Annotated in this window: 14 protein-coding genes and 1 other RNA gene; 6 read left to right on the plus strand and 9 right to left on the minus strand. The window is 46.0% G+C overall.

The genetic code is table 11. From position 1 onward, the window contains the following. Positions 1-254 precede the first annotated feature (254 nt). The 3 genes from L4C42_RS14150 to L4C42_RS14160 form a co-directional block, all read right to left on the minus strand. The gene (locus L4C42_RS14150; protein WP_429760934.1) at positions 255-2,141 is read right to left on the minus strand and encodes a DUF6538 domain-containing protein; all 1,887 of its coding nucleotides are present in this window, start codon (positions 2,139-2,141) and stop codon (positions 255-257) included. A gap of 91 nt (positions 2,142-2,232) precedes the next feature. Then, an RNA gene (gene ffs, locus L4C42_RS14155) (signal recognition particle sRNA small type) lies at positions 2,233-2,329 on the minus strand. Between the two features lie 217 nt (positions 2,330-2,546). Next, positions 2,547-3,287, minus strand: a complete 741-nt coding sequence (locus L4C42_RS14160; protein ID WP_353498215.1) for a VP0952 family biofilm-associated protein — start codon at positions 3,285-3,287, stop codon at positions 2,547-2,549. Positions 3,288-3,338: 51 nt separating this feature from the next. Here L4C42_RS14160 and L4C42_RS14165 point away from each other — a divergent pair, with 51 nt between their 5' ends. Beyond that, positions 3,339-3,641: an MGMT family protein gene (locus L4C42_RS14165; protein WP_353498214.1), complete on the plus strand. Its 303-nt coding sequence runs from the start codon at positions 3,339-3,341 to the stop codon at positions 3,639-3,641. A gap of 19 nt (positions 3,642-3,660) precedes the next feature. Here L4C42_RS14165 and L4C42_RS14170 read toward each other — a convergent pair whose 3' ends face one another. Continuing rightward, positions 3,661-4,134 carry a YbaY family lipoprotein gene (locus L4C42_RS14170; RefSeq protein WP_353498213.1) on the minus strand — a complete coding sequence of 158 codons (474 nt, stop codon included), beginning with the start codon at positions 4,132-4,134 and terminating at the stop codon, positions 3,661-3,663. Between the two features lie 222 nt (positions 4,135-4,356). Between L4C42_RS14170 and tesB the strand changes: the two genes are divergently transcribed. Next, entirely contained in the window at positions 4,357-5,217 is an 861-nt protein-coding gene (gene tesB, locus L4C42_RS14175) for an acyl-CoA thioesterase II (RefSeq protein ID WP_353498212.1), read from the plus strand. Between the two features lie 59 nt (positions 5,218-5,276). On the opposite strand, the gene L4C42_RS14180 is transcribed toward tesB, so the two are convergent. The 3 genes from L4C42_RS14180 to L4C42_RS14190 form a co-directional block, all read right to left on the minus strand. Continuing rightward, positions 5,277-6,725 carry a coniferyl aldehyde dehydrogenase gene (locus L4C42_RS14180; RefSeq protein WP_353498211.1) on the minus strand — a complete coding sequence of 483 codons (1,449 nt, stop codon included), beginning with the start codon at positions 6,723-6,725 and terminating at the stop codon, positions 5,277-5,279. Continuing rightward, positions 6,726-7,901 (minus strand): iron-containing alcohol dehydrogenase, encoded by a 1,176-nt coding sequence (locus tag L4C42_RS14185; protein WP_429760938.1) that lies wholly within the window; start codon positions 7,899-7,901, stop codon positions 6,726-6,728. A 172-nt stretch (positions 7,902-8,073) separates the two neighbouring features. Then, positions 8,074-8,535 (minus strand): Lrp/AsnC family transcriptional regulator, encoded by a 462-nt coding sequence (locus L4C42_RS14190; protein WP_353498209.1) that lies wholly within the window; start codon positions 8,533-8,535, stop codon positions 8,074-8,076. A gap of 123 nt (positions 8,536-8,658) precedes the next feature. On the opposite strand from L4C42_RS14190, the gene L4C42_RS14195 reads away from it, so the two are divergent. After that, positions 8,659-9,726: a PLP-dependent cysteine synthase family protein gene (locus L4C42_RS14195; RefSeq protein ID WP_418641627.1), complete on the plus strand. Its 1,068-nt coding sequence runs from the start codon at positions 8,659-8,661 to the stop codon at positions 9,724-9,726. A gap of 70 nt (positions 9,727-9,796) precedes the next feature. On the opposite strand, the gene L4C42_RS14200 is transcribed toward L4C42_RS14195, so the two are convergent. Together L4C42_RS14200 and L4C42_RS14205 are read right to left on the minus strand one after the other, a co-directional pair. Next, entirely contained in the window at positions 9,797-10,540 is a 744-nt protein-coding gene (locus L4C42_RS14200) for a methyl-accepting chemotaxis protein (RefSeq protein ID WP_429760994.1), read from the minus strand. Positions 10,541-11,288: 748 nt separating this feature from the next. Then, positions 11,289-11,627 (minus strand): Grx4 family monothiol glutaredoxin, encoded by a 339-nt coding sequence (locus L4C42_RS14205; protein WP_353498206.1) that lies wholly within the window; start codon positions 11,625-11,627, stop codon positions 11,289-11,291. Between the two features lie 299 nt (positions 11,628-11,926). Between L4C42_RS14205 and sodB the strand changes: the two genes are divergently transcribed. The 3 genes from sodB to L4C42_RS14220 all read left to right on the plus strand — a co-directional run bounded on the left by sodB (position 11,927) and on the right by L4C42_RS14220 (position 14,027). Further along, complete coding sequence (gene sodB, locus L4C42_RS14210; RefSeq protein ID WP_042499104.1) at positions 11,927-12,511, plus strand: superoxide dismutase [Fe]; 585 nt, start codon at positions 11,927-11,929, stop codon at positions 12,509-12,511. A 111-nt stretch (positions 12,512-12,622) separates the two neighbouring features. Further along, entirely contained in the window at positions 12,623-13,126 is a 504-nt protein-coding gene (locus tag L4C42_RS14215) for a VC2046/SO_2500 family protein (RefSeq protein WP_353498205.1), read from the plus strand. 226 nt (positions 13,127-13,352) lie between these two features. Beyond that, a complete protein-coding gene (locus L4C42_RS14220; RefSeq protein ID WP_353498204.1) occupies positions 13,353-14,027 on the plus strand; it encodes an SDR family oxidoreductase in 675 nt (224 codons plus the stop codon). Positions 14,028-14,136 lie beyond the last annotated feature (109 nt).

Below are 14,136 nucleotides of genomic sequence, written 5' to 3' on the forward strand. Positions count from 1 at the left end.
TTTGCCCACAACTCTGCTGCCTCATTATCATAGTTGTGCCAGAGGTATTGGGTTGAAGTGTAGTGAATGAGTTATTTGGGCCAATCGATAAATGGATATGCAATACCTCAGATTATTCGTTAAATGCTAATTTAGCGAAAGCTGTAGCTCATTTCTGTCCAAAGGTAATTTAGAAGAGACTCTTACTCGATTAGCCATCCAACACCCACCTCCTCTGCCCTTCCAAGGCACGAGGAGGCATTTAAATGTATTAGCTAGTAGTTTGATACCTTGAACGGCAATACACCCTCCAAAATCTCACTCACGTCATATTGGTCGATCTTCTCTTTTAGTAACTTGATTGGTACATCACCACCATAAACATTATCGGTAATGGTGTCGTTTTCATGACCAACGAGTCTTCTCAGGACAAGGCAATTTTCTCTACGTTCTTGAAAGAATCCAATAAATGAATGTCTCATACTGTAAAACGACTTTTTCTGGTCTGTAAGCTTCATTGGTTCGGTAAAGTTACGAGTAAACCAGCTTTCCACTTTACCGTAGTAGCCCGCTTTTTTTGTATAAGTAAGATCTGGGAACAGCATTCTTTCATCACTCACAGAATCTAAATAAGACTGGAAGCCGAGCTTTAGCAACACATCAGGAACAGGGACATAACGAACCGCATTCAAATTCTTAACGCTTTGATCCTCATCATCTTCTTGTATCCAAAAGCAGAGGATGCCTTCGTGGGGTTTAACGTCTTCGACCCTCAATTGACATATCTCGTTAGGTCGTGCACCAATAGTTAGCTCTATTAAGGCGACCCAATACTGGTAGTTTAGCCGTATGTTCTCACGGGTATTTCGCCCAATTTTTCCTTGTGTATATACCGGATGTGAAAAGATCTTTTTGAGATCTACTTTCGTGAACGGTAATTTTTTCTGTTTTTGGCTATTTGTATTGCCAAGTCTTCTTCCGTTTGAGTTAGACTTGCTCCCTCCTAGCCCTTCAAATGGATTGTATGAGATTTTGTTGTGGCGAATAGCCCATCGATACACCGTCGATACGTTCCCCATATCGACTAGTGATTGATCTGGTTTGCGAACATCAAACTTAAGCGACTCATTTTTCTCAATAATTTCATTAGCGCTCAACCCAAGAAAATGCGCTCTCTGCTGCCCATTGTTTGCGTTTTTAGGGAATAGTTTAAGCTGTGCAAGGACTCGGTTTGCATCGTCTCGGCTAACGCTGGCCATATCATGAGACTCCAGAATATCATGAGCTAACCGACAAGATCTCATTATGGCTTTGATGTGCTTTTGTGATTTCTTATTGTTTATTAGCTCCTGCTCATAGCCTTTCAAAACCTCTTCAATATCCACTATAGGCTTTGCTATAGGCTCATTCACTAAAGACAGTCCGGACTGTTGCTGCGGCTCTGGCTCTGGGTCATTTAGCCAATAATCATCGGCGGTTGTATCAATGCTAGTTTGCCTATAATCGTGCCACTCATACTCTTTCACTTGTTCTAGAATGGCTCGTGCTTTCACCACATTCAACGCGTCAAGACTGCACTGAAAATCTCGTACAAAACGATATAAAGCGATAGCGACGTTCCGAATTTCCTCGTAAAGGTGTGGCTCATCAGCATTAGGTCTATGAGCGATAGTTTTTAGATATGAGTTGGCAGCCTGTAAAGGAGTTTGATTGCGCTCCCATAGGGACTCAATTAGATCAATCGATGGGGTAAACTCGCAGGTATCCTCTTCTCGTAAAGAGATACGGGATTTTTGGGCACGTACAAGATAGGGATTAGCTTCTAGCGTTTCTAAGCAGTTTGTGAGCTTGGTGATGATTTTCTGCTTGTTATCATCCGAGAACCCCCATACATGCGTCTCTTCTATTGGACAAATCTTTGCCATTATTGAATAGAAGTTACTAAGGTTTTCATTCTGCTCGCCATGCCTTTCTAACACTTCGATTTTCTCCCACAGACCCTGCTGCAATCTAGATGCTCTCAATTTAGCAGTAGTGAGTGAACGAGTGGATAGCGATTTCTTGATTTCACGCCCATATGGAAAAAAAGATCGAAATCGAGCGGGAATTTGATAACGGAAGTACCAGATACCTGAAGAAGAACGTTGAGTTAGATAGCGCATGCTTAGTACCACTATTTAGTACCAATCGCTTTCTGAGCTATATTTGTAGGGTAATTACTTGATAAGTAAGGATAAAGCAGTAGAAGGGTGGAAGCCCCAGCCACATCCCGGCACACAAGTCACTCGCTGCGGCTGCTTCCTTCCGGACCTGACCGAGTTCACGAGCTATTGTTGCGGGAGGACCAGGGCCTCCATAGATTTTGTTGCTGTTGCGCTGTGAAGGTTCACTGCTGCAAAGCGTGGGAGGATTATCTGGTATCGGGGCGATGATTGCAAGGGCTTGCGAGCAAAACTGTTTGCTTTATCTGTTAAGTGCTTACAGATTAAACAAAGCGCCCAACATTGCTTCGTTTGTGAAGCTGCTGAGCGCAGGTTATCCCCATCGATGTCCCTTGCTTAACACGATTATGTCCCTTGGTGCTCTTCATCAATGTTGATGATGTAGTCAGTCATCCACGCAGTGCCAAGCAGACACAGCCAAACAACGAAGACAGGTTTAGGAACATCAATCGTTGGAACCACAACTATCGCCGCGAAACCAACCGTTGGTAGCGTCCAGCAAAGTAGCTTATTCCACTTAAAGGTTTTTAGCCTGCCTAGGCTTTCCATTGATGCGAGCATACCCGTCATACATAGCGAGATTAATGCCGCATAAGGCAAACCCGCAGCCCACATGGGTAAGATTAGGAGCAGTGACCACCAGCTGTGTTCCGTTGAGCCCTTCCAGTTTCTCGCCGCGAACCAAGCAACAAAAACCGAGAACCCCTGTACAAGTGTCACCATCGGAGTTCCGCCTAGTTTGCCTGCTGACTGCGTCAGCATAATACCGACATTCAGAGTGAGGACGATAAGCCCAACAATACTGACTACCCAAACATTACTGCGCTTAGAGAACGCAACCATAAAGACCGGGAGTAATATCCACACCGCCACTGACATCGCAATAGATTGCAGTGGAAGCGTGAGGCCATAAACAATCATAGATGCGAGCAGCATTAGACCAGCGACACCGCCTTGAGGCAGTAACCATAGAGCAGGAATCATCACCGCAAGGACGGGGATATCCCCTTCAGTAACACCAATGGTTCTAGCACAAATCATCGCCAGCACACTTGTGATTACGAATTGAAACACCGAAAATACCATAGCTCCCCCCTCATACCTTTCCATGGCAAATAAATCTGGGACAGTTTCAGTATGGATCAATTCAAGGCGCAAATCTTTGCAGTAATTCACCAAATTCCATTTGGGAAAGTAGCAACTTACGGTCAGATTGCAAAAATGGCGGGCTATCCGGGCTACGCAAGGCATGTTGGCAAGGCGCTTGGTAGCTTGCCTGAAGGTAGCCGCTTACCTTGGTACCGTGTCATCAACGGCAAGGGAGAAATCTCTCTAAAGGGAGATTCGTTTTTGAGACAGAGATCGATATTAATGGAAGAAGGCGTGGAGTTTTCAGTGAAGGGGCGAGTGCGCTTAAAAGAATTTGGTTGGCAGCCCTAAGACTGCCAACGCATGTTCATTATCTCACACCCACCAGCAACAAGTTCACTTGCTCAGTGCTATTCGCATCGGTAATAACCGGGTAAGAGGTGTCAGAGATGAAACGCAGCTTACCTTCCACTTCGATACGTGCGCTCACACTGTAGGTATGCTTTGGATTGATCTCTTGAGTGTCGTAGCTTAATTCAAAATCGAACGGCACTTGCGCACCATCCGTTGTGAAGGTTTGCTCACTGATCACTTTCGCCGCCACATCTTGTAGCGATACGTCTTGAAGTTTCACCGTTACAACAGCATCAGCCGGTAGCGCAATTCTTTCTCGGTAAGCGATGGTGCCTTTTACTGATGCCATTGTTTCTTGCTCTGAGACAGTAGTTTCTTGCTCCGCAGAGGTTGGTTTTTCGACTTCCGTTTGCGGGTTTGATTGAGGTGCAGTTTGGCAGCCAGCTAGGCCAAGGATAAGCGCCAATGCGCCAAATTTTATTAGTTTCATGAAACCTCACTTGATGGGGCGATTAACTCTGTTAGCGATAGTTTTATTAGAAACACATCGCTACGTTATGCAATAAAGATAACAGAATTCTACAGTTGCGACGCTCAAGCTCGGTCATTTTGCGGAAAAAACCACTCTATTCCTACAAACCTCCGTATCCCTTGACGAATCCATCAGTAAAATCCACACTTTGCCCATTACGTACAAGAAAAAGACCTATCTATGAGCAAACCATTAACTGAATTACTCGAACTGTTGCAATTGGAACAATTAGAGCAAGGGCTATTTCGAGGTCAAAGCCAGCACTTAGGCTTACCTCAAGTGTACGGCGGCCAAGTCATTGGTCAGGCACTGTCTGCTGCGCGCTATACAGTGGCAGAAGATCGCACCGTGCACTCATTCCACAGCTACTTTCTTTACCCGGGCGATCCGCTAAAACCGATTATCTACGATGTTGAGAATCTTCGAGATGGCCGCAGTTTTAGTACCCGTCGCGTAAAAGCGATTCAAAATGGTCGCCCTATTTTCTATCTTACGGCTAGCTATCACTGTGAGGCGCCAGGCTTTGAACACCAAAGCACAATGCCAGAAGTAGCAGGACCTGAGAACTTTGCTTCTGAATCAGAGCTGGCGATGCGCATTGCCGATTTCTTGCCAGAGCAAATCCGTGAAGTGTTCTGCAGCGAAGAAGCGATAGAAGTGCGTCCGGTACACGTTGTTAACCCGTTGAAACCTGAGAAGATTGAAGCCAAGCAATATCTTTGGATCCGTGCTAACGGTGAGGTTCCAAACAATGAGCTCATTCACCAGTATGTGCTCGGTTACGCTTCTGACTGGCGCTTCCTCACTACCGCTCTGCACCCTCACGGCGTCTCTATCTTCGCGCCTAAATTCCAGATGGCAACCATTGACCACTCCATGTGGTTCCACCGTCCAGTGAACACTAACGAGTGGTTGCTGTATGCCATTGATAGTCCTAACGCGAGCAATTCCCGTGGGTTAGTACGAGGCGAGATCTTTAACCAGAAAGGTGAACTGGTTGCCTCGACGATTCAAGAAGGTGTGCTTCGATTTAACGAGTAAAACGAAAACGCGCCTTATCAAATCGATAAGGCGCGTTTTTTAGTTTACCGTGATTCGCGTTACTGTTTCGGATTTGGATATTTACCAAACTTTCGATTAATCAGATAGTTAATAACGCGTCTTGCAAACCCAGAATACGGAGAATACAAAAAACCTGTCGACGCCCACTTACCTTGCTGCATCACTGGGCGCATTTTTGAAAAGGTCTCAAACCCTTCTTTACCGTGATAATGTCCCATCCCACTTGGTCCTACACCACCGAACGGCAAGTCATGCTGAGCCACATGCATCATCACCTCATTAATGGTCAACGCGCCAGACATGGTGTTTTCCATCACTGCATGTTGCAGCTCTTTGTCATCAGAAAATAGGTACAGTGCCAATGGTCTATCACGCTCTCCAATGAAGTGATAAACATCGTCCATCGACTTGTAAGTGATCACCGGTAATATCGGTCCAAAGATTTCACGCGTCATCACAGCTTCATCGGTGCTTGGTGAAACAACCAGATGAAGAGGAAAACGGCGCGTCTCAGGATCCGGCTCACTCGCTGGGATAAGGTTAATCACCTCCCCCTGCCCCTCTTTTGCAAGCGTTAGAGTTTCCTGTAAACGGTCAAAAGAGACAGTATCAATCACTGCGGTGTAATCAGGATGGTCGATGGTTTTAAAGCGGCTTTTCATCACCGATTTCGCGGCTTTCACTACCTGGTTCAGTTTTTCTTCTGGCACCAACAAATAGTCGGGGGCGACACACGTTTGCCCTGCGTTATAAACTTTCCCCCCTAAAATCCGTTTGATGGCTTTTTTAACATCGTAATCGGGACCAATGATAGTCGGCGATTTACCGCCAAGCTCTAAAGTCACTGGTGTTAGGTTTTCGGCGGCGGCAGCCATTACCTTACGCCCCGTACCACCAGAGCCGGTAAAAATCAGATGGTCAAAAGGAAGCTTAGCGAACGCTTGTCCGGTACCGCCCGTTTCAGCAATAAAGCAAATCTCATCTTGGGTAAACGCGCTCGAAAAGATTTTGGCTAGCGTTTCGCAAAGGTGCTGGGAATTTTCTGACATTTTGACCATCACACGGTTGCCCGCAGCTAGCGCTGCCGTCATTGGCCCAATCGCTAGAAAGAGTGGGTAATTCCATGGCACTATGATCCCTACGACCCCCAGAGGCTGAGGAACCACTTTGTTTTTTGCCGGCCAGAACCAAATCGAGGTATGACGTTTTTTGTCACGCATCCACTTCTTAAGCTGCTTACGAGAATCGACGATACCTTCAATGGAGGAAAACAGTTCGAGCAACGCCGTCTCGGTTGACGAGCGGTGACCAAAATCTTTGCCAATCGCCCCACAAATGGCTTCTTGGTTATCTCGCAATACTTTTTCGAGCTTGAGTAAGTTCGCCCTTCTTAGCTCACGACTGATAAACGGCGCTTCTTTAAACGCAGCTTGCTGCTCTTGCAGTCGCGTCATCATTTGCTGTTCATTTAGGGTAACCATACTCATTTATTGTGCTCCTTTAACAAGTAACGCTGCTAATAATTGTTGGCATTGGTGAACGTTCATCTCTTCGGGAACCGGATATTCTCCGAAGGCTTCTTTAATTGCTTGCTGGGCAAGCGCCGGGATGTCCTCTGCTCTTAACTCAGCAATGTGTTTTGGGATGTTCAGTAAATCCAAAAGCTGCTCGACATCCTGTATCAACGCCTGACTGTTGTTATAACCGAGGCTATGCGCCAGCGTTGTCAGCCTCTGGTTATCTCTTTGTGCAATAAACTTGAGAACATGTGGCAGCACCATGGCATTCGCTCTACCATGAGGCACGTGATAAAACGCGCCAAGCTGATGGGCGATGGCATGGACGTAACCGATGTAGGTGCGAGTAAACGCCAAACCCGCTTCAAAACTGGCCACGGCCATTTTCTCTCTTGCTTCGCTGTCTTGACCATTTTGGTACGCCCGAGGCAAGTATTCAAAAATCGCGGTAATCGCGTTTAGCGACAAGGTTTCGGTTTTGGCGTTGGCGTATTGGCTTAGATAGGATTCAATCGCATGCGTGAGTGCGTCGATACCGGTTTCTGCAGTGATTTGCGGCGGAAGACCTAGCATGATCTGTGAATCAAGCACAGCTGCCTTAGGAACTAAAAATGGATCGGTTATGGCGCGTTTAGCCTTGGACTCTATATCACTGACAACCGCAGCAACCGTCCCTTCAGAGCCAGTACCTGAGGTTGTCGGGATGGCAATTAACGGCATAATTGGGCGATGCACTTTCAGTAAGCCAGGAAGCTTTGCGACATCTTTCTTGGTTCTTACACTTGCTGCAATGGCTTTCGCGCAATCAATGGGAGAACCACCACCAAACGCTATAATCCCATCACAGCCAGAATGACGATAACGTTCTGCCCCAGCGCGAACCGTCGCGTAGTCAGGATCGGGCTTTACTTCATCAAACACGGTAAAGGGCATATCGGCGTGCTTTAATGCTTCTAGCATACCATCAAGCAATCCTAGGCCACGTAGGACGCTGTCTGTAACGATAAAGGGGTTCGTCACAGAAAAATCACGGCAATAGCTCGCTATATCAAGCACTTTACCATTACCAACTATACACTGAGGCTCGGGAACAGGCACCATTTTGATAAACGGTTTTTTCACCGAGACCAACATCTGATGCAGCATAAAAACACTCCTTTGTCTTTACCAATCAACCTATATTTGAGCCGCTACTATCAACTGATAGGTAGAACTGTTTATAGGTTATAGAGTGATTACTCAGAGCTGGCAAGGCTGCCGAGTCTAAGTTGAGAACTATTACCAAATCAATATATTGGCAAAGTGACGTATTGGCGAATCAACGTATTGGCAGCGCCGTCGTGTATTTCAATGGCTCCATCGCAAAGGTTGATGTGACATTAGACAATCCATCTATGCTGTTGACCAATTTCTTATAGAACTCATCAAAGCACTTCATGTCTTTTACCAATACTTTCATCATATAGTCATACTCCCCCGCCATCCGGTAGAACTCCATTACTTCTGGGAACAATGACACCGTTTCGACAAACGCTCGATACCATTCATGAGAGTGATTTGTGGTCTTTATTTGCACGAACGCGGTAAACGACAACCCCAGTTTCTCAGGATCTACAAGCGCGACGCGTTTATCAATCACACCACTCTCTTCAAGCTTCTTGAGGCGCTTCCAGCACGGCGTTGTCGTGAGGTTTACGGCTTCAGCAAGATCGTTCAATGACAACGTGCCATCTTGCTGGAGCAGCGACAACAGCTTCTTATCTGTACTATCTATATCCAAAATAGCTCCAATGTAGAAAATTTTTCTACCAATTAGCGAAAACAAAGTAAATATAGCAAAGTTTTTCTCCCAGTTAGTAGGTAAATTATCATCATCGAAATCGTGAAGCAGGAAACCGCCGCCATGTGTACTGACCATCAATGGATTAACAACTCTGTTCGTAAACTTGAAGCTGACTTTCAACGCTCAGCTGACACACATCTAATCAAACTGGATTTGCCTAGCATTGATGGGATTGATGTTTATCTAAAAGACGAGAGCACACATCCGACGGGCTCACTGAAACACCGTTTAGCACGTTCCCTGTTTCTGTACGCGATTTGTAATGGTTGGATTGGCCCTGAGACAACAGTCATTGAATCTTCTTCTGGCAGTACCGCTGTATCAGAAGCGTACTTTGCGCGTCTACTTGGGCTGCCATTTATTGCTGTGATGCCAAAGTGCACTGCACGCAAAAAGATCGAACAAATTGAGTTTTACGGTGGTAAAGCACACCTGGTTGATCGTTCAGATCAAATCTATGCTGAGTCACGCCGACTTGCTGAAGAGTTAGACGGTCACTACATGGACCAGTTTACTTATGCTGAGCGTGCGACTGACTGGCGTGGTAACAACAACATTGCTAACTCTATTTTCAGCCAAATGAAGATGGAAGATCATCCGGTACCGAGCTGGATTGTGATGAGCCCAGGTACAGGTGGCACGTCTGCAACCATTGGACGCTTTATCCGTTATCAGCAGCACGACACCAAACTGTGTGTGGTTGATCCTGAGAACTCAGTGTTCCATGACTACTTCAAAACAGGCAATGCCAACATCACTGGCGACTGTGGCAGCAAGATTGAAGGCATTGGTCGTCCACGTGTTGAACCAAGCTTTATCCCTGGTGTAGTAGACGAAATGCGCACCATTCCGGATGCGGCAAGTATTGCAACGATTCATTGGCTAGAGAAAACCTTAGGTCGTAAAGTCGGCGCGTCTACTGGTACTAACCTTTATGGCGTACTGCAACTGGCGAGTGAAATGAAAAAGCGTGGTGAAACGGGATCAATTGTGACTCTACTGTGTGACAGTGGCGAGCGCTATCTGGATACTTACTACAACCACGAGTGGATTAATAACAATATTGGCGATCTGCGACCTTACCTGGATAAGCTCGAGACATTCGAAGCGACCGGTGAGTTGGCTTAACAGCGGTCTTTAACTAAATAAAAACCATCAGTTGGCAGGGAGTGATTCGTCACTCCCTTTTTTCCATGCGTTATTTATGTTCGTAAGACGCTTTCACTTTATCCTGCGCTAGAGCGATGTAAGAAACTAAATCGCGATACGCAATATCCATTTGCTCCACAATACCTACATCATGACTGCCATCGGCAACCATTCTCAGCCCATCGTGAAGCGCGGTTGCCTTAATATGGAAGTACTCTAATGGACCACCAACCGATGCCAACTGCTGTGTTTCCTCATGGCCAGCAATCATTTGACCAAAAATCGTGTCGTGTTCACCTAACGTCAGCAGTGATGCATCAAAGTCAGCGCCAATCAGTTTAGAATGCGCAGTCGCCCACATGTTGGTGTATTGCGCGATGGCGCTTGAGGCATAAATGTCCACTGTGGTGGTGTAAATCACATCAACAGTGTCAGAAGAAAGCGACAGAATCGATTGAGTATCGCTTACGATATCAGCGGCTCCCGTAGAGGCATCCGCCACCTGAGCCGACACGAGTTCGATATTTTCACCCGCTTTGTTGGTGCTGCTTTCAATTCGCTCGACCAAACCCGAGATCTCGCTGGCAGCTTCATTCGCTCTACCCGCCAATGAGCGCACTTCATCTGCAACCACGGCAAATCCGCGGCCATGTTCACCCGCTCGAGCCGCTTCAATAGCAGCATTAAGCGCAAGCAAGTTAGTTTGTTCAGAGATCTGGTGAATGATGCTAATAAATTGCGTGATATCACCAGTAAGCACTTGAAGCGCAGCGACGGTTTCTTTGCTCGCCATCGCCGATTGCGACACTTGATCCAAAGATTGATACATCTCTTCCAACTGCTGTTGAGTGCTATCAAACACACCCAGATTGGCCTGCAATTGATCGCTTTGGTTGATCAGTTGATTATTAGCCTGCTCGATATTGGCTGTGGCGCCAACAAGCTGTGAAGTCACACTACTTAAAAACAGTCGCGAGCGCTGTTTTTGCTTCTCTAGCTGGGATTCTAATTTGTGTATCTGCTGCTCTTTGTCAGCTAACTCTTGTTGCAATTGCGCCAGTTGGCAAGCGAAGGCATCTTTCTGTTCGGTTTCAGACTGCAACTGCTGCTGGAGTTGTTGTACTTGTTTTTTTGATGCAAACATAAGACCACTTTTCGGTTCGTGCTTTATTTATCGTTATTGTCTTATAACGGTAGCATTGATGCGGGAAATGAAAATGGCTGGAAGAGTAAGTTGTGATTGGGGGCCGGTGGTATCACCCGAATAGGGTATGGACTTGAGGGGTGTTGGGTGAGTGTTTTCTTTGGCGATGCGGCGGTAGCCGCTAGCCTGCTATTCTCCCCCTTTACAAGGGGGAGTTAGAGGGGGTGCTCTTAGGTTTTTCACTTGCGTTTCAGTAAGTTAAAAAACAAAAGCACCCCTCCCAACCTCCCGGCTACGCGCCCCGCTTTTAAGGGGAGGAGCTACTGGCTCGCTGCGCCTCACTTATGTTTTCGCTGGCGATGCGGCGGTAGCCGGAATACTTAAAAGCCTAAAGGAATTAAGCGTCCCCTTCCTCAGCATTACGCGCTGCAGCTTCTTTAATGATCGGCTGAAGTTCACCCTTCTGGAACATCTCCATAATGATGTCACAGCCGCCAATTAGCTCACCTTCAACCCATAGTTGTGGGAAAGTTGGCCATTGTGCGTATTTTGGAAGTTCAGCACGGATATCTGGATTTTGTAGGATATCTACATAAGCGAATTTTTCGCCACAACCCATCAATGCCTGAGCCGCTTGAGAAGAGAAACCACAGCTTGGTAGCTTAGGTGAACCTTTCATGTAAAGAAGAATCGTGTTCTCTTCGATTTGCTGCTTAATTTTGTCGATCGTTTCCATTACGTCCTCGAAATACTTGTACTGCGAATGTGTTCACATTCTAGCGAATCGCCGCAGAATAAAAAGCACATTAATAGTGTGGTTATATCTTTGTTACTAGGTTGTGATGTAGTATACCCAAATACCTTGCAAACAAAGGTGATGTAAACAAATCATCACAATTATTTTATCACGGACTCTTTTAATAAAGTAAAAACTTGCTAAAATAGCAAGCAGTCGGTCATCACATGACTCAACAATAAATATACTTGGAAGCAATCAGGGTAAAAACCCTCTAATAATCAATGGAGAAGCGAGCAATGGCATTCGAACTACCAGCACTTCCTTATGCAAAAGATGCTCTAGAACCACACATCTCAGCAGAGACTCTAGATTTCCACCACGGCAAGCACCACAACACTTACGTGGTTAAGCTAAACGGCCTAATTCCTGGTACTGAGTTTGAAGGTAAAACTCTAGAAGAGATCGTGAAAACCTCTTCTGGTGGCGTATTCAACAACGCAGCTCAAATCTGGAACCACACGTTCTACTGGCACTGCCTAGCGCCAAACGCGGGCGGCGAACCAACAGGTGCAGTAGCAGACGCAATCAACGCAGCATTCGGTTCTTTCGAAGAGTTCAAAGCGAAGTTCACTGATTCAGCAATCAACAACTTCGGTTCTTCTTGGACTTGGCTAGTGAAGAAAGCTGACGGTTCTCTAGACATCGTTAACACGTCTAACGCAGCGACTCCATTAACAGAAGAAGGCGTAACTCCACTACTAACAGTAGATCTATGGGAACACGCTTACTACATCGATTACCGTAACGTTCGTCCAGACTACATGAATGGTTTCTGGGCACTCGTTAACTGGGCATTCGTAGAAGAAAACCTAGCTAAGTAATCAGCTCTTCCTAAGTTTCTTTTAAAGACCTGTCTCGACAGGTCTTTTTTTATTTCTAGGCTAAAGCTCCCTCCCCTCTTGCCGATAAAGTCATTGTAACGAGAGGGCTTTATGCAAATTCATCACTTAGACAAAGCAAATTTAATTAACGAACTGCAATGTGGTACGTCGCTGAATCGCGCCGTAGAACAAGGCAGACGTGCCGACTTTGCTCTAATGCTCTCTATGTTTTCTCAAGACTCGCGTGAGACGGCAGTCACCGAGGATGTCGATACCAACGTCACCGATGAAGCAATATTAAGAAAACGCTTTGACGTACCCACAGCTCAGAAACTGCAAGGTGAGCTAGATGACTACGCAGTGTCTGCCTCTATCGCTAAACAATTTCATGATGGCGGCCTCTCTAGTGCGAAGCTTCAGCACTACAGCACACCAGAGCCTTTGAACTATAGTCCAACTGATACCCATGGTCTTGCGGAAGAGGTGTATCACAACCTATCAGGTCATACACGACGTCAACTGGGTCAGAAATCATTGCCAAAACCGACCGTTGATGTGCTATACAACCAATTGACCACGGCTAATCGAAAAGACGCGCTATCCATTCAACTTTAGTTCCCTCACTACAACCCTCTCTTAAAACCACATTTCTTTAGTGGCTTCTAATGTAACGCTGACCACTCTTTCTGTTCAGAGTGTGATTCAATGCAAAGTTACCAAACCTTTCTGCTTTCTATACACAAAAACTTGAAGTTATTCACATTTGAATCACAGTTTTTCTACCAAGTTATTACCTAAGGAATGGCATACGTAATTAGTAGCCTACTTTTTGGGGATAAACATGATCATTAAAAATTCAGTCGTGTTAGTGACATCTGCTGGTACCAGCTTAGGTGCGATGATCGCTCTGCATTTCGCTAGGCTTGGCGCTTATGTCGTCTTATGCGATATCGATGAAAGCAATTTGACCTCAGCCTACCGACGCTGCTTAGAGGTCACTGAGCAAGTGGAAAAGGCACACGTGAGTGACCTATCGCTTCAAACCATCGAGACATTATTTTCCTCTATCGAATCCAGACTAGGCCGAGCCCCGAACGTTCTAGTTAACCATTGGACTTCCCTACCGAAACAGACCCTGACCGGTGGGCACTCGGGCGGTAAATTCATTACCCAGTTCTCCTTACTGGCATCCAACCTATTCTTGTTTGGCCAAGTCGCCGCAGAGCGAATGTCACAAAGCCAATCAGGCGTGATTGTCAATGTGGTCGCCCAGGAGCCCGATCAGTATTACAGTGATTTAGACAATACCACATCGATGGTGACTGGATTTACTAAGAGCTGGGCGAAAGAGCTGAAGCAGCACAACATTCGAGTGGGTGGTGTGATACCTGTAAGTAGCCATAGCCATCATGCCAATGGCAACTGGTCTCAGATCCAAGATGAATTGACACGGACTACAGAATACATAGTCAGCAACGACTACTTTAGCGGACGTGTAGTGAGCGCAGAAACTTAGATAAACCAACGCAAATAATACGGCTGTACTCCTACTCTCCTTAAACGTAAAAAGCCCCTTCATTTCTGAAGGGGCTTTGTCATTTTTCCCGTAAATTTCGTGCTAGCGA

This window comes from Vibrio wakamikoensis, from assembly GCF_050337275.1.
GTDB classification, from domain to species: domain Bacteria; phylum Pseudomonadota; class Gammaproteobacteria; order Enterobacterales; family Vibrionaceae; genus Vibrio; species Vibrio chaetopteri.

Excerpts from the sequence above, each read along its gene's own strand:
- L4C42_RS14150 (WP_429760934.1), bottom strand. The coding sequence starts at position 2,141 with ATGCGCTATCTAACTCAACGTTCTTCTTCAGGTATCTGGTACTTCCGT.
- L4C42_RS14220 (WP_353498204.1), top strand. The coding sequence starts at position 13,353 with ATGATCATTAAAAATTCAGTCGTGTTAGTGACATCTGCTGGTACCAGC.
- L4C42_RS14160 (WP_353498215.1), bottom strand. The coding sequence starts at position 3,287 with ATGGTATTTTCGGTGTTTCAATTCGTAATCACAAGTGTGCTGGCGATG.
- L4C42_RS14205 (WP_353498206.1), bottom strand. The coding sequence starts at position 11,627 with ATGGAAACGATCGACAAAATTAAGCAGCAAATCGAAGAGAACACGATT.
- L4C42_RS14195 (WP_418641627.1), top strand. The coding sequence starts at position 8,659 with ATGTGTACTGACCATCAATGGATTAACAACTCTGTTCGTAAACTTGAA.
- L4C42_RS14170 (WP_353498213.1), bottom strand. The coding sequence starts at position 4,134 with ATGAAACTAATAAAATTTGGCGCATTGGCGCTTATCCTTGGCCTAGCT.
- tesB (WP_353498212.1), top strand. The coding sequence starts at position 4,357 with ATGAGCAAACCATTAACTGAATTACTCGAACTGTTGCAATTGGAACAA.
- L4C42_RS14185 (WP_429760938.1), bottom strand. The coding sequence starts at position 7,901 with ATGCTGCATCAGATGTTGGTCTCGGTGAAAAAACCGTTTATCAAAATG.
- L4C42_RS14165 (WP_353498214.1), top strand. The coding sequence starts at position 3,339 with ATGGATCAATTCAAGGCGCAAATCTTTGCAGTAATTCACCAAATTCCA.
- L4C42_RS14200 (WP_429760994.1), bottom strand. The coding sequence starts at position 10,540 with ATGGCGAGCAAAGAAACCGTCGCTGCGCTTCAAGTGCTTACTGGTGAT.
- sodB (WP_042499104.1), top strand. The coding sequence starts at position 11,927 with ATGGCATTCGAACTACCAGCACTTCCTTATGCAAAAGATGCTCTAGAA.
- L4C42_RS14215 (WP_353498205.1), top strand. The coding sequence starts at position 12,623 with ATGCAAATTCATCACTTAGACAAAGCAAATTTAATTAACGAACTGCAA.
- L4C42_RS14180 (WP_353498211.1), bottom strand. The coding sequence starts at position 6,725 with ATGAGTATGGTTACCCTAAATGAACAGCAAATGATGACGCGACTGCAA.